The 23,342-nt window shown below is 66.9% G+C and carries 25 protein-coding genes; 15 read left to right on the top strand and 10 right to left on the bottom strand.

All coding sequences use genetic code 11. The annotated features are described in order from the left end of the window. Positions 1-51: 51 nt before the first annotated feature. Positions 52-1,017 carry a quinone oxidoreductase family protein gene (locus tag JZ792_RS17780; RefSeq protein WP_216911580.1) on the bottom strand — a complete coding sequence of 322 codons (966 nt, stop codon included), beginning with the start codon at positions 1,015-1,017 and terminating at the stop codon, positions 52-54. 59 nt (positions 1,018-1,076) lie between these two features. Here JZ792_RS17780 and JZ792_RS17775 point away from each other — a divergent pair, with 59 nt between their 5' ends. Then, complete coding sequence (locus JZ792_RS17775; protein ID WP_216911579.1) at positions 1,077-1,427, top strand: hypothetical protein; 351 nt, start codon at positions 1,077-1,079, stop codon at positions 1,425-1,427. Between the two features lie 3 nt (positions 1,428-1,430). Here the strand turns inward: JZ792_RS17775 and JZ792_RS17770 are convergent, their stop codons facing one another. Beyond that, a complete protein-coding gene (locus JZ792_RS17770) occupies positions 1,431-1,676 on the bottom strand; it encodes a hypothetical protein (RefSeq protein WP_216911578.1) in 246 nt (81 codons plus the stop codon). 137 nt (positions 1,677-1,813) lie between these two features. Between JZ792_RS17770 and JZ792_RS17765 the strand changes: the two genes are divergently transcribed. After that, positions 1,814-2,290, top strand: coding sequence for a GNAT family N-acetyltransferase (locus JZ792_RS17765; RefSeq protein ID WP_216911577.1), 477 nt, complete (start codon positions 1,814-1,816; stop codon positions 2,288-2,290). A 206-nt stretch (positions 2,291-2,496) separates the two neighbouring features. Here the strand turns inward: JZ792_RS17765 and JZ792_RS17760 are convergent, their stop codons facing one another. Together JZ792_RS17760 and JZ792_RS17755 are read right to left on the bottom strand one after the other, a co-directional pair. Continuing rightward, on the bottom strand, positions 2,497-2,877 hold the full coding sequence (locus JZ792_RS17760; RefSeq protein WP_216911576.1) for a GFA family protein: 381 nt from the start codon (positions 2,875-2,877) through the stop codon (positions 2,497-2,499). Positions 2,878-3,110: 233 nt separating this feature from the next. Further along, positions 3,111-3,668: an AAA family ATPase gene (locus JZ792_RS17755; protein ID WP_216911575.1), complete on the bottom strand. Its 558-nt coding sequence runs from the start codon at positions 3,666-3,668 to the stop codon at positions 3,111-3,113. A gap of 184 nt (positions 3,669-3,852) precedes the next feature. Here JZ792_RS17755 and JZ792_RS17750 point away from each other — a divergent pair, with 184 nt between their 5' ends. Then, a complete protein-coding gene (locus JZ792_RS17750; protein WP_308165337.1) occupies positions 3,853-4,818 on the top strand; it encodes a TIGR00341 family protein in 966 nt (321 codons plus the stop codon). A gap of 12 nt (positions 4,819-4,830) precedes the next feature. Here the strand turns inward: JZ792_RS17750 and JZ792_RS17745 are convergent, their stop codons facing one another. Beyond that, positions 4,831-5,457, bottom strand: a complete 627-nt coding sequence (locus JZ792_RS17745) for an ABC-2 transporter permease (protein WP_216911573.1) — start codon at positions 5,455-5,457, stop codon at positions 4,831-4,833. 192 nt (positions 5,458-5,649) lie between these two features. Between JZ792_RS17745 and JZ792_RS17740 the strand changes: the two genes are divergently transcribed. The 4 genes from JZ792_RS17740 to JZ792_RS17725 all read left to right on the top strand — a co-directional run bounded on the left by JZ792_RS17740 (position 5,650) and on the right by JZ792_RS17725 (position 10,607). After that, a complete protein-coding gene (locus JZ792_RS17740) occupies positions 5,650-7,560 on the top strand; it encodes an alkyl/aryl-sulfatase (RefSeq protein ID WP_216911572.1) in 1,911 nt (636 codons plus the stop codon). Positions 7,561-7,729: 169 nt separating this feature from the next. Further along, on the top strand, positions 7,730-8,221 hold the full coding sequence (locus tag JZ792_RS17735) for a MarR family winged helix-turn-helix transcriptional regulator (RefSeq protein ID WP_216911571.1): 492 nt from the start codon (positions 7,730-7,732) through the stop codon (positions 8,219-8,221). Then, entirely contained in the window at positions 8,214-9,857 is a 1,644-nt protein-coding gene (locus JZ792_RS17730; RefSeq protein ID WP_254189966.1) for an MDR family MFS transporter, read from the top strand. The genes JZ792_RS17735 and JZ792_RS17730 overlap by 8 nt, the downstream gene beginning before the upstream one ends. A 360-nt stretch (positions 9,858-10,217) precedes the next feature. Next, entirely contained in the window at positions 10,218-10,607 is a 390-nt protein-coding gene (locus JZ792_RS17725) for a VOC family protein (RefSeq protein ID WP_216911570.1), read from the top strand. A gap of 73 nt (positions 10,608-10,680) precedes the next feature. On the opposite strand, the gene JZ792_RS17720 is transcribed toward JZ792_RS17725, so the two are convergent. The 4 genes from JZ792_RS17720 to mptB form a co-directional block, all read right to left on the bottom strand. After that, positions 10,681-11,655, bottom strand: coding sequence for a COX15/CtaA family protein (locus JZ792_RS17720; protein WP_216911569.1), 975 nt, complete (start codon positions 11,653-11,655; stop codon positions 10,681-10,683). Positions 11,656-11,717: 62 nt separating this feature from the next. Beyond that, on the bottom strand, positions 11,718-12,509 hold the full coding sequence (locus JZ792_RS17715; RefSeq protein WP_216911568.1) for an ABC transporter permease: 792 nt from the start codon (positions 12,507-12,509) through the stop codon (positions 11,718-11,720). Then, complete coding sequence (locus JZ792_RS17710) at positions 12,506-13,438, bottom strand: ABC transporter ATP-binding protein (protein ID WP_109526955.1); 933 nt, start codon at positions 13,436-13,438, stop codon at positions 12,506-12,508. Before JZ792_RS17710 ends, JZ792_RS17715 begins: the two co-directional genes overlap by 4 nt. Before the next feature lie 54 nt (positions 13,439-13,492). Beyond that, positions 13,493-15,235: a polyprenol phosphomannose-dependent alpha 1,6 mannosyltransferase MptB gene (gene mptB, locus JZ792_RS17705; RefSeq protein WP_438804341.1), complete on the bottom strand. Its 1,743-nt coding sequence runs from the start codon at positions 15,233-15,235 to the stop codon at positions 13,493-13,495. Between the two features lie 205 nt (positions 15,236-15,440). On the opposite strand from mptB, the gene JZ792_RS17700 reads away from it, so the two are divergent. The 8 genes from JZ792_RS17700 (at position 15,441) to JZ792_RS17665 (ending at position 22,580) form a co-directional block, all read left to right on the top strand. Beyond that, positions 15,441-16,334, top strand: a complete 894-nt coding sequence (locus JZ792_RS17700) for a helix-turn-helix transcriptional regulator (protein WP_216911567.1) — start codon at positions 15,441-15,443, stop codon at positions 16,332-16,334. Continuing rightward, positions 16,331-17,791 (top strand): Fe-S cluster assembly protein SufB, encoded by a 1,461-nt coding sequence (sufB, locus tag JZ792_RS17695; RefSeq protein WP_216911566.1) that lies wholly within the window; start codon positions 16,331-16,333, stop codon positions 17,789-17,791. Before JZ792_RS17700 ends, sufB begins: the two co-directional genes overlap by 4 nt. Further along, positions 17,791-19,002 carry a Fe-S cluster assembly protein SufD gene (sufD, locus tag JZ792_RS17690; RefSeq protein WP_216911565.1) on the top strand — a complete coding sequence of 404 codons (1,212 nt, stop codon included), beginning with the start codon at positions 17,791-17,793 and terminating at the stop codon, positions 19,000-19,002. Before sufB ends, sufD begins: the two co-directional genes overlap by 1 nt. Positions 19,003-19,041: 39 nt before the next feature. Next, entirely contained in the window at positions 19,042-19,818 is a 777-nt protein-coding gene (sufC, locus tag JZ792_RS17685; protein ID WP_216911564.1) for a Fe-S cluster assembly ATPase SufC, read from the top strand. 1 nt (position 19,819) lies between these two features. Then, the gene (locus tag JZ792_RS17680; protein ID WP_216911563.1) at positions 19,820-21,082 is read left to right on the top strand and encodes a cysteine desulfurase; all 1,263 of its coding nucleotides are present in this window, start codon (positions 19,820-19,822) and stop codon (positions 21,080-21,082) included. Between the two features lie 3 nt (positions 21,083-21,085). Continuing rightward, complete coding sequence (gene sufU / locus JZ792_RS17675; RefSeq protein WP_216911562.1) at positions 21,086-21,586, top strand: Fe-S cluster assembly sulfur transfer protein SufU; 501 nt, start codon at positions 21,086-21,088, stop codon at positions 21,584-21,586. Continuing rightward, positions 21,583-21,987 (top strand): metal-sulfur cluster assembly factor, encoded by a 405-nt coding sequence (locus JZ792_RS17670; protein WP_216911561.1) that lies wholly within the window; start codon positions 21,583-21,585, stop codon positions 21,985-21,987. Before sufU ends, JZ792_RS17670 begins: the two co-directional genes overlap by 4 nt. Before the next feature lie 161 nt (positions 21,988-22,148). Beyond that, entirely contained in the window at positions 22,149-22,580 is a 432-nt protein-coding gene (locus tag JZ792_RS17665) for a DUF4189 domain-containing protein (RefSeq protein WP_216911560.1), read from the top strand. Between the two features lie 69 nt (positions 22,581-22,649). On the opposite strand, the gene JZ792_RS17660 is transcribed toward JZ792_RS17665, so the two are convergent. After that, on the bottom strand, positions 22,650-23,282 hold the full coding sequence (locus tag JZ792_RS17660; protein ID WP_216911559.1) for a hypothetical protein: 633 nt from the start codon (positions 23,280-23,282) through the stop codon (positions 22,650-22,652). Between the last annotated feature and the right edge of the window lie 60 nt (positions 23,283-23,342).

Here is a 23,342-nt window from a genome sequence, read left to right as displayed (position 1 = left end):
GTCACCGACGCGATCACCGCGGGCGCGTCGCCGATCGAGGACGCGCCCGGGTCAGGGCAGCAACACGATGGATCCGGTGGTCCGGCGACCTTCCAGATCCCGGTGCGCCCGCTGCGCCTCGGCCAGCGGATACGTCGCGCCGATCCGGACGTGCAGTGAACCGTCGGCGACGGCGGCGAGCACATCGCCCGCGCGCCAGAGCAATTCGGCCCGGTCACGGGTGTAGTGGACCAGCGTCGGCCTGGTGACGAACAGTGAACCCGCCGGATTGAGTCGTTGCAGGTCGAACGGCGGGACCGGTCCACTGGCCGCGCCGAACAGCGCCAGCGTGCCCCGGACGCGCAGCGAGGCCAGACTCGTCTCGAAGGTCGACCGGCCCACCCCGTCGTAGGCCGCGGCCACGCCGATTCCGTCGGTGAGCGCACGCACGCGCTCGGCGAGATCGTCGGTGTAGCGCAGCACTTCCGCGGCTCCGGCGGCGCGCGAGAGCGTCTCCTTCTCGTCGGAGGACACCGTCGTGATGACCCGGACCCCGCGCGCGACCGCCATCTGGGTCAGGATCAGACCGACCCCGCCCGCTCCCGCGTGCACCAGGATCGACTCACCGGATTCCGGTTTGTAGACCGATTCGATCAGATAGTGCGCGGTCATGCCCTGGAGCAACACGGACGCGGCGACCGAGGCGGGCACGCCGTCGGGAACCGCGATCGCCACCGCCGCGTCCACCACGACCCGCTCGGCGTAACTACCGGGCGCGGCGGCCCAGGCGACCCGGTCGCCCACCGAGAATTCGGACACCTCCGCACCGACCTCGGCGATCACGCCCGTCCCCTCCGCGCCGGGGATGTACGGCACGGACTGGGGATAGACGCCGGTGCGGATATAGGTATCGATGAAATTGATACCTATGGCCTCGGTCTCGACGAGCAGCTGACCGGGTCCGATCGAAGGCCGCGGCACCTCCGTGTAGGTCAGGACCTCGGGACCACCGTGTTCGGAAACCTGGATGGCACGCATGGACTCCGTTCTACACCCGTGGTCGATGAGCCGGCCTACCGGTCGGTAAACTCGGCGGAATGAGCGTTGAAACTGCCCCGGTCGAAGCCAAGTTGTCGGGTGCCCTGGTGGATTCCGTCAAGGGTTTCCTCGCCGAGCACGGCGGTTCGGCCACGGCCGTTCTGCAACCCATCGGGCGCCTCGGCGTGCGTGTCACGCTGGTCGGCGAGGACGGCGTCATGGGTGATCGCGTCGTCGCCGATCTCGCCACCGCCAAAGCGCTCGTCGAGGCCGTCGACGGGCTCACCGAGGCCGACGAGTGGGATCGTGCGCTGACCTCGATCGTCACCCCGCGCAAAGGCCACTGGGCGCAGATGGCGGGCTGGGTCGCCCGTCAGACCCGCTTTCCCAAGGCGCGCAACGAGAGCTGAGCTCTACATCCGGTCGTCGGCGGGATCGAGCAACTCGCCGACGCCCCAGTGCAATATGCGCCCGGCCACCGCGAGATAGGCGACGACCGCCATCGCGATCAGCACCGTGCCGTAATCGGCGGCCCAGCCGGGAATCCGATCCGATCCGGCCACCGCGACCAGCACCATGATCACGCCGAGCATGACCGCGAGCGACGCCAACGGTGCGGTATCGGGCCTGCCCGGACAGCGGGTGGGGCGATTCGTCATCGGACGGGCCTCTCTTCTCACGCAACACCGCGCTCCGTCCCTCGCGGTGTGGTCTGTTCATCGCCGAACGTCACCGATTCGTTATCACCACGCCTCATATTCGTGATCAGAACTTCCGCCCGATTACCGTGACTTCGATGCAGAGGGTGCGGATCGCCCCCGCCGACCCCGAAGATCGCGGCGTGGCCGAACTGCTCTTCGCCGCGATCGGCGGTGATCGCGCCCGTCTCGCGGCGGCCACTCGGCGCTACCTGATCGACGGACCGACCGAACTCGTCGCGGCGACCATCGGCGACGAACTCGCCGGTGTCGCCGGGTACGAAATCCGCCGCGACCGCCTCGTGCTCCTCCATATCGCGACCGCCGACACCCGCCGTCGATCCGGCATCGGTCGCCTGCTCGTCGCGGAGATCGGCTCGCGCCACCCCGATCTGCCGGTGGTCGCCGAAACCGACGGCACATCCGTGGACTTCTATGCCGCCATCGGATTCACGACCGTGCCTCTCGGCGAGAAATACCCCGGTGTCCGACGGTTCCGGATGACGCTGGCCTCCGATTCGGCCCGCGCTAGGGCTGGGCCCGCCGCAGACGATGCGGGAACATCGAGCGTGTGATCGGTGGGTGGCCGGTGCTGGAGGCATTCAGGTGAGGCGTCGCGATCCACCCGCGCTCGGCTCGGCGCAGGTCCGCGAGGTCCTCGACACCGGAATGGTCGGCCTCGACCAGGGTGTGGTGTCGAATCCGGCCGCGCCAATCGGTACGAGCGCGTCGTCGATCTGGAGTATCCGCAAAACAGCGGGCAAGCCGGTCCGGTCGATGATCAAAGGCGGGAGACGGTTTCGATGATCGGCAACCACGGCACCGCGTTGTCCTTGAAGGACTGGTGTACCGGTGTCAGCGCGGTGTGATCGTCGAGCGACATCATCGTGACGCCGATATCGTCGCTGCCGTCATCGATGGCGGCCACCGTGGATCCGCAGTCGGGGCAGAAACCGCGTCGGGTGGACTCGAAGGTGTTGTACCAGCGGGGTTCACCGGCCTCGCCGGTCCAGGTGAAGCTGTCGGCGGGGAAGCCGACCCAGGCCATCACCGGTCCGCCGCTCAGACGCTGACAGTGCGGACACGAGCACAGGTGCGGCCAGTCGGCCTCCGCGTCGGCACGGAATCGGATCCGTCCACACAGGCAGCCACCTTCGTACATCGGTCACACTCCTCGGCTCGAATCGGGTTGGCGCAATGGAGAATCGACGTCCGCCGCGGCGGCACCGGCCAGAGTAGAGCAGGGGACCGACACGGGAGGGAAGTTCCCGCGTGACCCTTCCGTGTGGAGTGCCCGACCCGCTGTTCGGGGCCGAGCACGATGAAGTTCGGAGCGACCGTCTTGCCGATGTCGGAGTTACGGCGGTGGGAGGCCGCGGATCAGCGGTGAGACGGCTACCGAGAGACCTCGGCCGGTCGCGTCGCGAATCGGAGCACGGTGGTGATGTCCGGCCGGTAACCCTCGGTGGTGTCAATGATCAGTGTCGGTACGTCCATCGCGATCGGGACGAAGGTATCGGCTCCCGCGTCGATGCTCGCGATACGGTCGGCGTCGTTGTGCGCGTGTCGGTGCGGGTCTGCGCCCATCCGACGGGTCATACGCGCGCGGGTGACGAGTGTCGGTGCGGTGCAGTGGACGACACGAATATCGGCGATCTCGGCGAGTGGCTGTAGGTTCGGGCGCCAGAGGCGGTCCTGGAACGCGGCCTCGGCGACGACCCCGATGCGCGCTTCGGCCAGGACGGTGAGGGTGGCGAAGAACGCGGTCAGCACCGGGATATCGAGGTGGGAGTATCCGGAGTTCTCCGACGAGCGGGCGGTGGCGACCATGCCTTGTTTCAACTCGTCGCGGATGATCGCGGGGCAGCCGATCCCGAGGGCCAGGGCGTGCGCGAGAGTGGTCTTGCCGGTGCCGGGAGGTCCGCTGACGACGGTCAGGATCGGTGCGGCCATAGGCGCATTGTGGCAGTTCGGCCGTGACCGCAGGCGGGCGGCACTGGATCCCGGCATCGAATTTTCATCCTTCCCGGGTGACGTTCGATGTTCGTGGCCCCGCGCATACTCGGCCGGGCCGTCGCTCGTTTCCGGCGAGGGCTCGGAGCGCTCGAACGTGTCGATCGATCGAGAAGGAGCGGCCGTGCAGGTGCTGCTACCGCCGAGTCAACGGCGGACATCGGAAGAACTGGTCGAGCGGCTCGATCTGGACGTCGGGGACACGAAAGCCAAACGCTCCGCGTTCTGGATCATGCTGACCCTGTCCAGCGTCATCGCGGTCTCCGGTGTCATCGGCGATTCGACGGCGACGGTGATCGGCGCGATGATCGTCGCGCCGCTGTCGCTGCCGATCCTCGGTGTGGCGCTCGGCATCGCGATGGGCCGGGTGGCGTTGATCGCACGGAGCCTGCTGTTGGTCGCGGCGGGGGTCGTGCTGGTCATCGTGATCGGGTACCTGTTCGCGCAATTGCTACCGAATCCGACGAATGTGCTGGCCAATTCGCAAGTGACCGGGCGTACTTCACCGAAGTTGATGGATCTCACGGCGGCTCTGGCGACGGGGTCGGTCGGTGTGATCGCGCTGATCCGGCGCGATGTCGGCGATGTGCTGCCCGGTGTCGCCATCGCCATCTCCTTGGTCCCGCCGCTGGGTGTGGTCGGGGTCTGTCTGGGCTCGCACGCGCCGGGTATGGCGTTGGGCGCGTTCGTGTTGTTCGCGTCCAATATGGTCGCCATGATCGTCACCGCGACCGTGGTGCTCGTCGTGACCGGGTACGCGCGTGAAGCCGGGGTGGGCGAGGCCCGTCGCGGTCGCGCCTACGCGGTACTCGCGGCGGCACTGGTGCTCGTCGCGGTGCCGATGGTGGCGAACTCGCTGTCGTCGCTGTGGGCCGATCGGATCGCGACCGCGACCAGGAGCTGGCTCGACGCGGTGCCCGGCGCCGAGGTCAGGCAGGTGACGGTGCACAGCGACACGGCGACCGTCGAAGTGCTCGCCCCCACCGACCTCCCGCCGATCAGCGAACTACAGGACCGGGTGAACCGGGTCGTGCCGTGGAACCCCCGGGTCGTTCTCGTGCACACGGTCGGCAGTCGGGTGGACGACTGACTCGCGGCGCGTTCATCTGCTCGGCCATTTCCCGCCGATATTGTGGCCCTGCTCGTGCGGTTCGTCGTCACCGGCGAGATGTTGGATTCCCAGTTTCTCGGCGAACAGATGGCGCTGGGTGATCCAGCCCGCCGCCGACAGCGCGATCCATGCGGCAGTGAAGGTGACCTGCTGCCAGCCCGGATCGGGGTCGTGCAGGAAGGCCATGGAATCATCGATTCGGGCGAGGCCGCTGAGCATCATGCTCGCGCCGCCGATGGAGGTCAGCCACAGCAGGGCGCGGGCGCGGAACTTCTCGGCGAGGAACGCACCGGTCACGCCGACCGCGAGTATCACGATCATGCTCAGCGCCCAGTTCTTGTCGCCGGGTTGCAGGACCGTGGCCAGCTTCGCCCCGACCATCGCGCCGGTGAGCCCGCCGATCAGATACGACGCGAATCCGAAGACAAGTGCCGTGATCACCCACGCGGCGACTGCCCCGATCAGCCCGAACAGCAACAGGACAGTGAACGAGGGTTCGAACAGGTCGGCGATCAACCAGCCGAGCCCGAATCCGATCGCCAGCAGTCCCAGATGCACGGATCGGACCCCGTAGAAGCACAACAGCGCACCGACCAACGTCAAAACAATGCCCGACATCCGTCATCCCTTCGGCCCGCGTCCTCGTCCCGAATGAAATCCCGCACATTCACAGTAAACCTATTTCCCTCGCCGCGACCGGCCGCGACCGCCTTTCACCCGTCACGGATGACGTCGCGGGTACGCGCCGAGATTTGACTGTGGTCGACCCGCCGTGTCACGTGGGCAGGCGGCAGCGACGAGAGGTGTGTCATGGCCGATTCGACGAAGCCGGCGACCGAATTCACGGCCGATGTGAACGCGGCCGCGGTGGCGAAATACGCGATGGACGACCGCGCCGATTTCTACGACGTCGATCGCGGATTCATCGCGGAGTTCCCGCCCCAGCTGTACTCCGACGACGGTCTGCTGATTCGCGACACGTCCCTGCTGGATTACATCAGCGACGACACACCCGCTCCGGCATCGGTGAACCCGAGCCTGTGGCGACAGTCCCAACTGATCAAACGCGGCGGTCTGTTCGAAGTCGTCGAAGGTCTCTACCAGGTCCGATTGGGGGCACACCTGACGATCGTCGACGCTCCCGACGGCTTGGTCATCATCGACACCACACCCAGCCGGGATATCGCGCAGGCGGGGCTGGCACTGTTCCGTCGCGAACTGGACAACGACAAACCGGTGGTCGCGGTGATCTACACCCACACCCATTTCGACCATTACGGCGGGGTCAAAGGCGTTGTCGACGAGGCGGATGTGGTGGCGGGGAAGGTGCCGATCATCGCGCCGGGCACGATCGCCTCGTTCAACAAACACGCGATCGGTGAGAACGTGATCACCGGCAACGCCATGTCCAGGCGGATGGGTTACACCTTCGGTCTGCTGTTGCCGCACTGCGACTGCGGGCTGGTCACCCTGGGACTGACCAGCAGCAACGAACCCAGCGAGAACCTCCGCCTTTCCTATATCGCGCCGACCGACCCGATCACGAAAACGGGGGAGACCCGCGACCTGGGCGGGTGGACCTTCGAATTCCTCTACGCCCCCGATACCGAGGCGCCCGAGGAAATGCATATCTGGATTCCGGAGATCAATGCGTTGACCTGCGCGGAGAACGCGAATCACTCCATGCACAACATCCAGACCATTCGCGGCGCGCGTACCCGCGACGCCCGCAATTTCGCCCGCTATCTCGACGAGACGCTGGTTCGGTGGGGCGCGCGAGCGCAGGTGCACTACGGCCCGCACACCTGGCCGGTCTGGGGCAACGACAATGTCGTTTCGTTCCTGGAGAACCAGCGCGACATGTACAAATACATCCACGATCAGTCACTGCGATTGGCCAATCAAGGGTTGACCCCGCTGGAGGCGGCCGAGATCGTCGAGCTGCCCGACGCCCTCGGCAAGAAGTGGTACAACCGCTACTACCACGGCGGACTGCACCACAATGTGCGCGCGGTCTTCCACAAGGAACTGGGCTTCTGGGACGGCGATCCGGCCACCATCCTCCCGCTGCTTCCCGACGACAACGCCAAACGCCATGTCGAATTGATGGGCCGCGACACCATTCTCACCGAGGGACGTCACGCGATCGACACCGGCGACTACCGATGGGCCGTGCAGATCCTGCACCACCTGGTCTTCGCCGACCCCGACGACACCGAGGCCGAGCAGTTGCAGGCCGACGCCTACGAACAACTCGGCTACCAACAGGAAGTACCGCAGTATCGGGCGATCTTCCTCACCGCGGCCAAGGAATTGCGCGAAGGCGTGGCCAGCGAGGGCCAGATCAACACCGACAATCTCGACACGATCCTGGCCATGCCGATCGATCTGCTCTTCGACTACCTCGGGGTGCACATCATCGGGGACCGCGCCGCCGACGTCGACATTCGGATCAATGTCACCTTCGCCGACGGCGGCGGCGACTGGACGATGTGGGTGCGCAACGGCGTCCTCAACGCCCGGGCCGGACACGCCGCCGACGCCGGATTCGCCGTCAGCGGTCCGAAAGCGGCCCTCGCGGCACTGTTGTTGCAGCCGAAACAGGCCGTCGCCGTCATCGGCAAGTACGACCTCGCCACCGAGGGCGACATCGCCGTGCTCGATGAACTCGCGGGCGTCGTCGACGAATTCGACGCGCATTTCGATATCTCCACTCCCTGAGGAGGGCCCGCGGTCTGCTTCGGTTGCCCGCCGAGGTCTGCCCGACGCCGCTGACGTGGACGGCGTCGGGTGATCGTCGACACTCGACCCCCGAAAAGTAGTTGATTAGCGAAAGCAATGATAATATAGTTGTGTTCCGCAAGTAAGTATTCTCGTGCTGGGAGTGGCCATGGCTGTGTCATCGGATACGGCGCAAAGCCTGATCAAGGAGCTCTACCTGATGGGCCGGGCGATGCGTGTCGTCCTGTTGCATCCGGAGGAGGGGCAGCTGCTTCCCGGCGGGGTCGGGGTGCTCGGCTCGCTCGAAGCCAGGGGCGAATGCCGCCAGGTCGATCTGGCGACGGATCTGTGTATCAGTCCGTCGGCGTTGAGCAGGCATGTCGCCGAATTGGTCGGGGCGGGCTACATCAGCCGTCACGCCGACCCGGGCGACGGCCGCGCCACGCTCATCCGGATCACCCCGGAAGGGCGCGAACTGCTGTGCCGCGTCCGGGTCTCCCGCGCGAGGGGATTGCAGACCGCGCTCGCCGACTGGAGCGAGGGTGACGCCGAACAGGCGTACCTGGCCGTCGCGCAGCTGAGAAACGCACTCATCGCACATCACACCGCACCGGGACAGCGTCGCCCCGGTCCGAAACAGAATCAGGAAGCAGATGTCTAGTTCAGTCGAGGCGGTGACACCGCGTGATCCCTTCGCGATGACGCACCGCGAAATCCTCGAGGCGATGACCGGACTGCTCGCGGCGCTTTTCACGGCGCTGCTGAGCACCACGATCGTCGCGACCGCCCTGCCCACCATCATCGGTGACCTGAAAGGCTCGCAGACCGCCTACGCCTGGGTCATCACCACGGCGCTGCTCGCCAACGCGGCCTCCACGCCGATCTGGGGCAAGTTCGCCGATCTGTTCAACAAGAAGGTGCTGGTTCAGACGGCCATCGTCATCTTCGTGCTCGGCTCGATCGTCGCCGGTTTCGCGCACAGTGTGCCGCTGCTGCTCGTGGCGCGCGTCGTGCAGGGTGTCGGCATGGGCGGTCTGACCGCGCTCGTCGTCGCCATCATCGGTTCGATCGTCGCGCCCCGTGAGCGCGGCAGGTATTCCGGTTACATGGGCGCGGTCATGGCCGTCGCCATGTCGGGCGGACCCATTCTGGGCGGCGTCATCGTCGACAGCCCCCTCGGGTGGCGCTGGTGCTTCTTCGTCTGCGTGCCGCTGGCCGTCATCGCGCTGGTGCTGTTGCAGCGGACCCTGCGTCTGCCGACCGAACGCAAGACCGGTGTCTCCATCGACTGGCTCGGCGCCGCGCTGCTGACCGGTGGCGTGTCGGTACTGCTCATCTGGGTGTCCTTCGCGGGCAAGGCGGGCTACTACGACTGGATCTCAACTGAGTCCGCGCTCTACGTCGGCGGCGGTCTGCTGCTGTTGCTGGCGATGGTGTGGGTGGAATCGCGGGCCGAGTCGCCCATCATTCCGCTGCCGATCGTCACCGAGCGCACCACCGGCCTGGCGATCATCGCCTCGATCGCCGTCGGTATGGGTATGTTCGGCGCGACCACATTCCTCGGCCAGTACTTCCAGACCGCGCGCGGATTCTCGCCGACGATCGCCGGTGTTCTCACGATCCCGATGGTCGCGGGCATGCTCGCCGGTTCGGTGGGCTCGGGACAGCTGATCACTCGCTTCGGCAAGTGGAAGGGTTTCGTCGTCGCAGGCGCCACCTCGCTGGTGATCGGCCTCGGACTGCTCTCGACGATCGACCACGCCACGAGCCTGTGGCAGGTCGGTATCTACATCGCCCTCGTCGGACTCGGCGTCGGCATGATGATGCAGAACCTGGTGCTCGCGGTGCAGAACACGGTGAGCGTGCACAATATCGGCGCCGCCTCCAGCAGTGTCGCGTTCTTCCGCACCTTCGGCGGCGCGATCGGAGTCTCGGTGCTCGGTTCGGTACTGGCCACCCGGGTGGGCGAACTGTCCGCACAGGGCTTCGACCGGATCGGCGTCCAGGCGGGCTCCTCCGGCGGCAATCTCGACATCGGCGCACTGCCCGCGCCCATCGCCGCGATCGTGCGCGCCGCCTACGGTGACGCCACCGGACGGATCTTCCTGATCGCGGCAGGCGCGGCGATCGTCGCACTGCTCGCCGCGATGCTCCTGCCGAACAATCCGCTGCGCCGCACCATCGACATCGACCCGGACCTCGATCCCATGCGGGCCGAGAACGATGAGGACGACGCCCCGGTGGGCGAGTTCGACGGTGACCGGCAGAAGGTCGGCGCCGGTTCGGGCTCGGCGTAACCGCTCGGTAGTTCTCGCACCGCCCTCGATGATCACCGCCCCCGCTGTCGCAGCGGGGGCGGTGGTCTGTGTATGGGCGGCTGGGTCCGTGTATCGCCATGAGGTGGCGTCCGCCTATAGGTGCGTCGCGGGCAGGAAGTGCGGGCGCGCGTCGTGGTGAATGCTCACCTGGCGCCCTGTGAGAGTTCGGCGGGGGCGTGTCCGAGTTGCCTGCGGCCTGCGCGGACAATCTCCCGCCGAACACGCAGGATTCCCTCATTCGGGGCGCGGATTGTCCGCGGAGGCCGGGTTCCCAAGTCGACCGAGCCGACCGAATAACTCTGTACAATGTACTGAGTTATTCGGTGTCGGAGGAGGAATATGAAGGTCGTCGAGTCCATCGCCTGTCTGAATGTCGATGATGTGCCGGGTGCGGTGGCGTTCTTCGCGAAGTACTTCGGGTTCGAGGAACTGTTCGCGGCCGACGGGTTCGCGTCGCTGTCGCGCCCCGACTCGGGCATGAAGATCGCGCTGCACCGCAGGGGGTTGGAGGTCCTGCCGGAGGGGTTTCGGGATCAGCGGATGTCGGGGGTGATGCTCGCTTTCCAGGTCGACGACCTCGAAGCCGAGGAGCGGCGGTTACAGGCGGAGGGTGCGCCGTTCCTCTTGCCGATGACCCGGCAGGAGTGGGGCGAGAGGGCGCTGCTCGTCGCGGGGCCGGACGGGATCGTCGTCGAACTGTGCGACTTCCCGGAGGCTCCGGGAGCGTAATCCCTTGTCGATCGGAGGCGGGGTCCGAGATCTGTCCGCGCGGACAGAAGCGGTTCTGTGAGTCGCTTGCCGCTCAGACGGCCTGGGCGGCCGCGGCGGGCAGTGGCGCGGTCACCTTCTCGCGCGTGCGCAACGAAGCCCAGAGTGCGGCGGTGGCGGCGGTGCACGCGCCCGCGCCCGCGACGTGGAAGACGACGAGCACGGCTGGGACGTCGGTGAAGTACTGCACGACGCCGATGAGCGCCTGCGAGCAGACCAGCGCCAATAGGGTGAACAGCCGGGCGCGGACGGCGGGGGTGATGCCGACGGCGAACAGGCCGAACGCCAGGCCGATCAGCAGCGCCAGATAGCCGACCAGCAACTGGGAATGCAGGTGGACGAGCGTGACGATCTCGACCTCGAGTCGCGCGACCGGGCGGTCGATGCTCTTGTCGCCCGCGTGCGGTCCGGCGGCGGTGACGAGCGTGCCCGCGACCAGGACGGCGGCCAGCGCGGCGGCGCTGAGGGCGGTGAGCCAACGCAGCGGCGCGGGGGCGCGCACGGCTTCTATTCCGTCGTCGGGTTCGGAGACCTTGGCGTACAGCACGGTCGCCAGCCACACCATCAGCATGGAGACGAGCAGGTGCACCGCGACGGTCCACCAGAGCAGTCCGGTGCGGACGGTGATCCCGCCGATGACGGCCTGCAATACCGTGCCGCCCGGCATCAGCCACGCGTACACCAGAACGTCGTGGCGGCGTCGGGCCCTGATCACGGCGAGCACGATCAGTCCGGCGAAGAGGCTGACCACGAAGGTCAGCATGCGGTTGCCGAATTCCACCGCCTGGTGCACGACCGCGACTTCGGACACCCCGATGGGGGTGAAACTGCCGGGGAAGCATCGCGGCCAGGTCGGGCAGCCGAGTCCGGAGGCGGTGACCCGGACGATCGACCCGGTGACGGCGATCCCGGCCTGGGTGAGGATCACCGCGAACGCCGTCAGCCGCTGCACTCGCAGTGAGGGCAGCGGGAGGCGATCGACAAGTCCGACGAATGCGCGATACAGCACCCGACGATGGTAGCGGCAGCCGATCCGGCCACCGCACCCGGACTACTACAAGGCGTCGTTAGTCAGTGGAAGCGGAAGAATCGCGTGCCGAGGAAGGCGCAGACCGCACCCCACACCGCGAGCACGACGAGCCCGAACCAATCGATGGAACCGCGCAGCGCTTCCTCCAGCGTGACGGCGAGCGCGCCGGAGGGAACCAGCCGGGCCAGCACGTTCACCACGGTCGGCAGATCGTCGGAGGCGAAGACGATACTGGCGATGCCGAGCATGACGAACCAGAGCACATTCGCCAGCGCGAGCACGACCTCCGCCTTGAGGGTGCCGCCGAGCAACAGGCCCATGGTGGCGAAGGTGAACGTGCCGAGGGCGATCACCAGGGCGCCGAGCAGCAGGCCGGTCGGCTCCGGTCGCCAGCCCAGCGCGACGCCGATGAGGCCGAGCACGATCGCCTGGAGCACCACGACTATCAGCACCGCGGCGCTCTTGCCCGCGATGATGCCCCAGCGCGGAAGTGCCGTGGCGCCCAAGCGTTTCAGCGCCCCGTATCGGCGATCGAAACCGACCGCGATGGCCTGGCCGGTGAACGCCGTCGACATCACCGCGACCATCATCACCGCGGGCACGATCGTGTCCACCCGGTCGTCGCCGAGTCCGCCGAAGGGCAGCAGGGCCAATCCGACGAGCAGGGTGATCGGGATGAACAGCGTCAGTAGCAACTGTTCGCCGTTGCGCAGCAACAGGATCAGTTCGAGTCGGGTCTGCGCGAGCAGCATGGCGGTGCGCGCGGCCGGGCGCGGCGCGGGGGAGAAGGTGCCGGGCGCGAAGCGGTTGGCCGCGGGATCGACGTTGGTCATCCGCGCAGATCCCGTCCGGTGAGTTCCAAGAAGACGTCCTCCAGCCGACGCTGATCGATGCGGATATCGGTGGCGAGGACATTGAGCCTGGCGCACCACGCCGTTGTCGTCGCCAGCACCTGTGGGTCGATCTCGCCTTCGATCAGGTAGGAGCCCGGCGTGGTCTCGCGTGGCGAGAACCCCTCCGGCAGCGCTGATTTCAGCAATTCGAGATTCAACTTCGGCGGGGCGGTGAAACGCAGTTGCCCGGCCGCTCCGTGCGCGGTGACCTCGGCGGGCGTGCCCGCGGCGACGATCTGCCCGTGGTCGATGATGATGAGCTGATCGGCGAGCTGTTCGGCCTCGTCCATCAGATGCGTGGTCAGTACGACGGTCACCCCGTCGCGGCGCAGCGCGTCGATGAGTTCCCAGACGATGAGGCGGGCCTGGGCGTCCAGACCGGCGGTCGGTTCGTCGAGGAAGACGATCTCCGGGCGTCCGACCAGCGCGCACGCGAGGGCGAGGCGCTGTTGCTGCCCGCCGGACAGGCGACGGTAGGGGGTGCGCCGATTGTCCTGGAGACCGAGTGTGCGCAGCAGCCAGTCCGGATCGAGCGGATCGGCCGAGTAGGCGGCGACCAGTTCGAGCATCTCCCCGGCGCGGGCGCCGGGGTAGGCGCCGCCGCCCTGCAACATGACACCGATCCGCGAACGCAGCCGCTCGGAGTCGGCGATCGGATCCGCGCCGAGTACCCGGACCGATCCGGCGTCGGGGGTGACGAACCCCTCGCACATCTCGACGGTGGTGGTTTTGCCCGCGCCGTTGGGGCCGAGGAGCGCGAGCACTTGGGCCCGTTCGACGTCGAAGGACAGGCCGTCTACCGCGGTGGTCTCGCCGTAACGCTTGACGACTCCATCGACGCGGACGGCGGGTCCAGAGGCAACGGTCACGGTGTCACACCGTATGCCTCGGGCCGATGTGACCTGGAAGACACCCCCGCACGGTCAGTCGCCCGACCTCGCCGCGGGCAGCGCGCTCTCCGCGCCGGATCTGTTCAACCGCCACGGCAGCGATTTGCGGGTGGCCAGAATCATCAGCAGGCAGGTGACGATGGTGATCGCCGCGGCGTAGATGAGGACGAACGGGGTGATATCGCTGCCCGACGGCATCAGCAGTACGGCCACCGTCGCCGAGGCCACCGTCGCCGGGACGCGGAAGGCGGGGCGGTTGGCCCACGCGGCCAGCGGCACGATGCCCCACAGCAGGTACCACGGCTGCACCACCGGGAACAGCAGCACGACCGCGCCGAACGCGACACCGAGCGCGCCGACCGGATGCAGGCGACCGCTCCAGGTCGCGATCAACAGCCGCACCACGATCAGCGCGGCGGCGGCGGCGGCGATCGGGCGGGTGATACTGAGCAGCGCGGTGGTGTGATCGCCGAGACCGAGCAGGACGCCGCCGAATCCGGTGGCGACGCCGAGGGCCGTCGGCAGTGACATCCAGCTGCGCACCGTGCTCGCCGTGTTGAGCGTGTCGATCCAGCCGAATCCGAGTCCGCTGCCGAAACACACCGCCAGCAGCACCGTCGCCGTCGTGGCGCCGAGTAGGAGCGCCGCGCTGCATATCGCGCGCCAACTGCCGCCCCACCGTCTGCTCAAGGCCATCCAGACGAAGGCGAGCGCCAGCATCGACGGGATCTTGACGGTGGCCGACAGCGCGATCACCGTCGTGCCCGCCAGTAACAGGGTCAGCGTGTGACCGCGTATCGGGCCGGTGCGACCGAGCGCGGCCAGGCACAGTTCCAGCCCGACCAGCATCAGGCCGATCATCATCGCCTCGTTGTGCACGCCGGACACCAGGTGGAATATCACCAGCGGATTCGCGGCGCCCAGCCACAGGGCGGCGACACCGGACACGCGGCAGCGCTGCGCCAGACGCGGCAGCGCCCACACGATGCACGCGATGCCGACCAGCGCGAGCAGGCGATGCAGTAGTACACCGGCCAGAATGTTCTCGCCGGTCAGTTCCGCGATGCCCTTGCCGAACCAGATCGACAACGGCCCGTACGGCGCGGGGGAGTTCTGCCAGATATTCGGGACGCTGCGGGTGAGCACATGGTCCTGGCCCAGTCCGGTCACCGGGCCGACGTCGTAGGGATCGAGTCCGCGCGCCGCGATCTCGCCCTGGGCCAGATAGGAATACACGTCCTGGCTGAACATGGGCGGCGCGACCGAGAGCGGAATGATCCACAGCAGCAGCGTGCGATCCAGTTGCGACCGACTGAGCCTGCGGACCCGATTCGATTGCAGGCCGAGGGCGAACCGGCCGAGCAGCAGCCAGGCCAGCATGACGATGACGGTGCCGAGCATGGTCACCGCCAACCCGGAACTGTGCACCCGGGCGGGCAGGCCGAGGATGGCCTTGCCGTAGGTGGGGTTCTGCAAGGTCGGCTGCGCGCCGAGTCCGAGCGCGCCGATCGCCATCATCACCGAACCGGTCGCGCCGAGCAGTCTGACCCGGCGCAGCTGGCCGGTCTCGTTGACATTGAGACCGGCGGCCTCGGGTTCGTTGACGTGCAGCGCTTCGCTGACGGTGTGATCGGGCGGAACATCGAGTCCGATGACGCGCCTGCCGAGGGCGACGACGGAGGCGAACGGCTTGGTCGCGCGCAGTCGGGTCAGGGTTCTCGAGGGGGCGGATCGATCGTCATCGACACCGTCTGCACCCTGTTGGCCTGACTTCACCGGGTCAGCGTAGCCGATCGGGGGTGGGCGTTCCGTGGTCGGAAGCACGGCGCTGATCCCCTGTTCGCGACGGGGTTCGGGGGCGCCCGAGCTGGTCGATCCCACGTCGCGCGGACCCGATACGTGGATTCACGCGGTGTGCTGCGCGTCACTCACGACGGCGGTCGGTCACCGCGCGCAACCGACGTTTAGCACGGTCACACGTATGGATGTCCGATTTTCCGCAGGTAGAGCACTACTTCTAGTCAGGGCACCCTTATTAGATTTCGGGAACGAATTCCGCCACACTGATGTTGTGAAAAGCGTGGGCTTGCGGAAAAACGACGGAAGGCCCGGTCGTCCGGCCGGTGCCGCGTCCTCCGCTGCCTCCGTTCCGGCGGGCGCGGAAGGACCGACGCGAGCTGCCATCGTGCAGTTGCTGCTCGAAGAGGGGCCGATCACCGCGACCGCCATCGGAACGAGACTCGGTCTCGCCCCCGCGGGCGTGCGCCGTCACCTCGACGCCCTGATCGACTCCGGTCAGGCACGCGCGGCTCGTTCCGCGCCGTGGCAGCAGAAGGGGCGCGGCCGTCCCGCCAAGCAGTACCAGCTGACGGCGACCGGCCGAGGCAAACTCGGTCACGCCTACGACGATCTCGCGGGTGCCGCGATCCGGCAACTCGGTGAGATCGGCGGCGAGCAGGCGATCACCGAATTCGCGCGCAGACGGGCACGCACTATCGTGGCCGGGATCGACGCGATCGGGGAGCACACCCCGGAGAAAACCGAGGCCAAGGCCGAGGAGATCGCCGAAGCGTGCACCGAGGCGGGTTTCGCCGCCACCACCCGCAAGGTGGGTGCGGGCGTGCAGATCTGCCAGCACCACTGCCCGGTCGCCCATGTCGCGGAGGAATTCCCGCAACTGTGCGAGGCCGAGCTGGAGGTGTTCCGCGAACTGCTCGGCACCCATGTGCAGCGGCTCGCCACGATCGCCAACGGTGACTGCGCGTGCACCACGCACGTGCCGCTGATGGTGATGCCGACCCCGAAAACCTCTCCATCCTCCGTCGCACAGCCCGCGGCGGTACGAACGAACGACTCCGGAAGGAGTGCCGAATGACGACGACCTCCGCGGCGAGCCGCGAATCAGCCGCTGTCCAGGTTCAGCCTTTGACTCAGGAAGAGACGATTGCTTCCTTGGGGAAGTACGGTTACGGCTGGAGCGATTCGGACGCGGCCGGTGCCAGCGCGCAACGAGGCCTGTCCGAGGCTGTCGTCCGCGACATCTCGGCCAAGAAGAACGAGACCGAATGGATGCTCGAACAGCGACTCAAGGCGCTGCGCATCTTCGATCGCAAGCCCATGCCGAACTGGGGTTCCAGCCTCGACGGCATCGACTTCGACAACATCAAGTACTTCGTGCGCTCGAGCGAGAAGCAGGCCGAGAGCTGGGAAGACCTGCCCGAGGACATCAAGAACACCTACGACCGGCTCGGCATCCCGGAAGCGGAGAAACAGCGTCTGGTCGCCGGTGTCGCCGCGCAGTACGAATCCGAGGTGGTCTACCACTCGATTCGTGAGGACCTGGAGAAGCAGGGTGTCATCTTCATGGACACCGACACCGGTCTGCGCGAGCACCCGGAGATCTTCGAGCAGTACTTCGGTTCGGTGATCCCCGCTGGTGACAACAAGTTCTCCGCGCTGAACACCGCCGTGTGGTCGGGTGGCTCGTTCATCTACGTGCCGCCCGGCGTGCAGGTCGACATCCCGTTGCAGGCCTACTTCCGGATCAACACCGAGAACATGGGCCAGTTCGAGCGGACCCTGATCATCGTCGACGAGGGCGCCTACGTGCACTACGTCGAGGGCTGTACAGCGCCGATCTACAAGTCGGATTCGCTGCACTCCGCGGTGGTCGAGATCATCGTGAAGAAGGGCGGCCGCTGCCGCTACACCACCATCCAGAACTGGTCGAACAACGTCTACAACCTGGTCACCAAGCGGGCCAAGGCCGAGGCGGGCGCGACCATGGAGTGGATCGACGGCAATATCGGCTCCAAGGTCACCATGAAGTACCCGGCGGTCTGGATGACCGGCGAGTACGCCAAGGGCGAGGTGCTCTCGGTGGCGTTCGCCGGCGAGGGCCAGCACCAGGACACCGGCGCGAAGATGCTGCACCTGGCGCCGCACACCTCATCGACCATCGTGTCGAAGTCGGTGGCGCGCGGCGGCGGTCGCGCCTCCTACCGCGGCCTGGTCCAGATCAACAAGGGCGCCTACGGCTCGAAGTCGACGGTGAAATGCGACGCGCTGCTCGTCGACACGATCAGCCGCTCCGACACCTACCCCTACGTCGATATCCGCGAGGACGACGTGACCATGGGGCACGAGGCGACCGTCTCGAAGGTGTCGGCGGATCAGCTGTTCTACCTCATGAGTCGCGGTATGAGCGAGGACGAGGCGATGGCGATGGTGGTGCGCGGCTTCGTCGAGCCCATCGCCAAGGAACTGCCGATGGAATACGCGTTGGAACTGAACCGGCTCATCGAGCTGCAGATGGAAGGAGCCGTCGGCTGATGGCGACTGGCGTAATCGGAGCGGTCGAGGGCGAGAACCCGACGATCAAGCCGATCCAGAACCCGGGTGCCGGCGCGGCGACCAACAAGGGCGAGGTCTTCACCTCGTTCGATGTGGACGCCTTCGAGGTGCCTTCGGGTCGTGACGAGGAATGGCGGTTCACCCCGCTGCGCAGGTTGCGCGGTCTGCACGACGGCAGCGCGACCCGCGACGGCGCGGCCACCGTCGAGGTAGGCGCGGTCGAGGGTGTGACGGTGGAAACCGTCGCACGCGACGACGTGCGCTTGGGCCGGGCCGGTGTGCCCTCGGACCGGGTCGCCGCGCAGGCGTATTCGGGTTTCGAGACCGCCACCGTGGTGTCGGTGCCCGCCGAGACCGAGGTCGCCGAACCGGTCGTGGTCACGGTCACGGGTCCAGGCGAGGGCAAGACCGCCTTCGGCCACCTGCAGATCGCGCTCGGCAATTTCGCGGTCGCCACGGTGGTCATCGACCAGCGCGGTAGCGGAACCTACGCCGAGAACGTCGAATTCGTGCTCGGCGACAGCGCCAAGCTGACCGTCGTCGCGGTGCAGGACTGGGCCGACGACGCCGTCAACGCGACCGCGCATCACGCGAAACTCGGCCGCGACGCCACGCTGCGCCATATCGCCGTCACGCTCGGCGGGGATCTGGTGCGCCTGACCGGCCGGGTGAACTACGACGGGCCCGGCGGCGACGCCGAACTGCTCGGCCTGTACTTCGCCGACGCGGGGCAGCATTTCGAACAGCGCCTGCTGATCGATCACTCGCAGCCCAACTGCAAATCTAATGTGCTGTACAAGGGCGCGTTGCAGGGTGATCCGCATTCGCCCAAGGGCGATGCCCGCACCGTGTGGGTCGGCGATGTGCTGATCCGCGCGGCCGCCGAGGGCACCGACACGTTCGAGGTGAACCGCAATCTGGTGCTCACCGACGGCGCGCGCGCCGATTCGGTGCCGAACCTGGAGATCGAGACCGGCGAGATCGCGGGCGCCGGACATGCCAGTGCCACCGGTCGTTTCGACGACGAGCAGCTGTTCTACCTGCGTGCCCGCGGCATCCCCGAGGATGTGGCCCGGCGGCTGGTCGTACGCGGGTTCTTCCACGAGATCATCCAGAAGATCGCGGTCCCCGAGATCAGGCAGCGGCTGGAGACGGCCATCGAGGTCGAACTCGCCGCCATCGGCGTCTGATCCGCACACATCAACTTCCCACGAAGGAATTCGAATTCGATGACCACCTTGGAAATCAAGGACCTGCACGTCGAGGTCGCCAACCCGGACGAGGCGGGCGAGCCCATCAAGATCCTGAACGGCGTCGACCTCACCGTGAGATCCGGCGAGACGCACGCCATCATGGGCCCCAACGGCTCGGGTAAGTCCACGCTGTCCTACGCGATCGCCGGACATCCCAAGTACACGGTGACCAAGGGCTCGATCACGCTCGACGGTGAGAGCGTCCTCGAGATGCCGGTCGACGAGCGGGCGCGGGCCGGGCTGTTCCTCGCCATGCAGTACCCGGTCGAGGTGCCTGGCGTCTCGATGTCGAACTTCCTGCGCACCGCGGCCACCGCGGTCCGTGGCGAGGCCCCGAAACTTCGCACCTGGGTCAAAGAGGTGAAGGAGGCGATGGGCGAACTCGAGATCGACGCCGCCTTCGGCGAGCGCAGCGTGAACGAGGGTTTCTCCGGCGGCGAGAAGAAGCGCCACGAGATCCTGCAACTGGGCCTGCTCAAGCCGAAGATCGCCATCCTGGACGAGACCGACTCCGGCCTCGACGTCGACGCGCTGCGGATCGTCTCCGAGGGCGTCAACCGCTACCGGGAGCGTGAGAACGGCGGCGTGCTGCTGATCACCCACTACACCCGCATCCTGCGCTACATCCAGCCGCAGTTCGTGCACGTCTTCGTCGGCGGCCGCATCGTCGCCGAGGGCGGCCCCGAACTCGCCGAGGAACTCGACGCCAACGGCTACGTGCGTTTCACCCAGACTGCTACCGCTGGAGCCTGATATGACAGCAGCGTCCGTGACGGGCAACGCCGTCGACGTGGCCCGAGTCCGGGCCGATTTCCCGATCCTGAGCCGCACGGTCCGGGACGGGAAGCCGTTGGTGTACCTGGATTCCGGCGCGACGTCGCAGCGACCGACCGAGGTGCTCGACGCCGAACGCGCTTTCCTGATCACCAGTAATTCGGCGGTGCATCGCGGCGCGCATCAGTTGGCCGAGGAGGCGACCGACGCCTACGAGGGCGCCCGCGCCGATATCGGCCGCTTCGTCGGTGTCGAAGCCGACGAGATCGTCTTCACCAAGAACGCGACCGAATCGCTGAACCTGGTGACCTACTCCTTCGCCGACGAGCGGTTCCCGTACCACGTCGGACCGGGTGACGAGATCGTCATCACCGAGTTGGAGCATCACGCGAATCTCGTTCCGTGGCAGGAACTCGCGCGCAAGACCGGGGCCACCCTGAAGTGGTACGCGGTGACCGAGGAGGGGCGGATCGATCTCGACTCGCTCGAATTGTCGCCCGCCACCAAGGTTGTCGCGTTCACCCACCAGTCCAATGTCACCGGGGCGATCGCGCCGGTGGCCGAGCTGGTGCGCCGCGCGAAGGCGGTCGGCGCGCTCGTCGTACTCGACGCCTGCCAGTCCGTGCCGCATATGCCGGTGGACTTCCGTGAACTCGGCGTCGATTTCGCCGCCTTCTCGGGGCACAAGATGCTGGGCCCGTCCGGTGTCGGCGTGCTCTACGGCCGCCGCGCGCTGCTCGAGCAGACCCCGCCGTTCATCACCGGCGGCTCCATGATCGAAACCGTCTTCATGGATCACAGCACCTACGCCCCGCCCCCGCAGCGTTTCGAGGCGGGCGTGCCGATGACCTCGCAGGTGATCGGATTGGGTGCGGCGGTGCGGTATCTCGAGGCCATCGGCATGGACGCCGTCGCCGCGCACGAACACGCGCTCGTCGACGCCACGCTTGCCGGTCTCGCCGCGATCCCCGGCGTGCGGATCGTCGGACCGACCGAGAATGTCGAGCGCGGTGGAGCGGTGGCGTTCGTCGTCGACGGCATCCACGCGCACGACGTCGGCCAGATCCTCGACGATCAGGGTGTCGCTATCCGGGTCGGACACCACTGCGCGTGGCCGCTGCACCGCCGTTTCGGCGTCGCGGCGACGGCGCGAGCGTCCTTCGCCGTCTACAACACGCTCGACGAGGTCGACGCATTGGTCGCGGCCGTGCGGAAGGCCAAGAGCTTCTTCGGGGTTGAATAACACATGCGTATGGAGCAGATGTACCAGGAAGTGATCCTGGACCACTACAAACATCCTCATCATCGCGGGCTGCGGGAACCGTTCGGCGCCGAAGTGCACCACGTGAACCCGACCTGCGGTGACGAGGTGACTCTGCGCGTCCACATCGGCGACGACGGTGATGTCGCCGACGTCTCCTACGACGGACAGGGCTGCTCGATCAGTCAGGCCGCGACCTCGATCCTGGCCGATCAGGTGATCGGGTTGCCGGTGCAGCAGGCGCTGAAGGTGGTCGACTCCTACAGTGAGATGATCTCCAGCCGCGGTACCGTCGAAGGCGACGAGGATGTGCTCGGCGACGGCATCGCGCTCGCCGGAGTATCGAAATACCCGGCTCGCGTGAAATGCGCGCTGCTGGGGTGGATGGCATTCAAGGACGCGGTGGTCCGGATAGCCGCCGAGGAAGGCACAGGGACAGCGGAGGATGCCAAGCGGACAATGGGCACGAATGGGGCTACGTCATGAGTGAGACATCGACGACCGAGACAAAGGAGACGAGCGAAGCGGCCGGAACCGCCGAACAGCTCGAGAAGGTCGAGCTGTCGGCGGAGGAGATCAAACACCTCGAGGACATCGAGGAGGCGATGCGCGACGTCGTCGACCCGGAACTCGGTATCAACGTGGTCGATCTCGGACTGGTCTACGGTATCGCGGTCGAGAACGAGATCGCGAAACTCGACATGACCCTGACCTCGGCGGCCTGCCCGCTCACCGATGTCATCGAGGATCAGACCCGCAACGCCCTGGTCCGCAGCGGCCTGGTCGAGGACCTGGAGATCACCTGGGTCTGGATGCCGCCGTGGGGGCCGGACAAGATCACCGACGACGGCAGGGAACAACTGCGCGCTCTCGGCTTCACCGTCTGATTCCGGCGTCGTCGTAGCCGCCCCGTACCGCGGGGCGGCTTTTTCGTGCCGTGACCAGGTCGGGGAACGATAGCCGTCGGCTCCGAAAAGAATTGCTGGACAATCCGGTTCGACACGAGCAAGATCGCCCCGTTGTCGTTCTCTAACGGGGAGTTCTTTTCGTGTCCGTGTTGCGCAAGTCGGCCCTCGTGGTCGCCGTCTCTTCGACCGCCGCTCTCGCCATCGTCGGGGTGGGGTCGGGTCCCGCCGCCGCGGCGGGCAAGTACTACGGGACGCTGGCGGTGTCGAGGAGTACCGGCAAGGTGGTCGCGGCGGTCGATCAGTCGAGCCGGGTCCGCGCCGACGCCGAAGCCATCCGCGAATGCGCGGTCTACGACTGCGAATTGGTGCAGCGTTTCATCGACGGCTGTGCCGCGATCTCCAGGGGAGCCGACGGCGCGTACGGCTGGGCGGCGGCGGGCACCCGCACCGAGGCCGAGCAGGCCGCGATCGGCGCACTCGGCGAATCCGCTCCGCCCTTCCCCGATCTCGGCAGTGCGCAGGCGCGGCCCGCGACGGTCGCCCTCTCGGCGTGCACGTCGAACGCGAACTGATCCACGCGGAAACGTGAAAGGAGTGCGGACGTGGTCCGCACCCCTTTGTTCCGGAATGTCCTGCCGTGATTACGGATCGATGTGCACGCCACCGAGGATGGTCGTCAGGTCGGTGCGGTATCGCGGCAGATCCACGACCTTCACCTGGCTGCTCACCTGAACCGGGTGTACTCCCGTCGGGGCGCGGAACGCGAGTTCCAGATATTCGTAGTGGATATCGATACCGGCGCTGGACGCGGTTCCGGTGACCCGGAGACCACGGACGCCGCACACCTCGATGCTCTCCGAACCCGATTGACGCCAGCCCGGAGCCGTCGCACGCACCATGGTGAGATGCGCGAGGGCGGAATCGATATCGGCCAGCGGGTTGTACGTCGCGATGGTCACCATCGCGGAGCCCAGGCCACCGCTGTCGGTCGGCAGGTCGAAACGGTTCACCATGAATCCGGGGGAGGAGCCGTTGACCCAGGACAACGTCCAGCCCGGCAGTCGGGGGACGCGGATGGTGATCCGGCCCGGACGCTGTTCACTGGTGAACACCTCGTCGCTCGATTCGAAGGCGGTGCACACCGATTCGGTGGTCGCCACCGTCCGGGCTTCGGGTTCGGCCACGGGTAGTTCCGATGTGCCGCAAGCGATCACCAATGCCGCCGCGATACCGCCGAGTGCCAGGTGTTTCCCGGTACGCCACATCCCCGTCATGACCGCACAGCGTAACCGGAACGACCATCGATTTGTCGACCGCTCAGCAAGTGACCAGCG

It is taken from the genome of Nocardia noduli (genome assembly GCF_019038455.1).
Lineage (GTDB): Bacteria > Actinomycetota > Actinomycetes > Mycobacteriales > Mycobacteriaceae > Nocardia > Nocardia noduli.
This window is presented reverse-complemented; position numbering and strand designations above follow the sequence as displayed.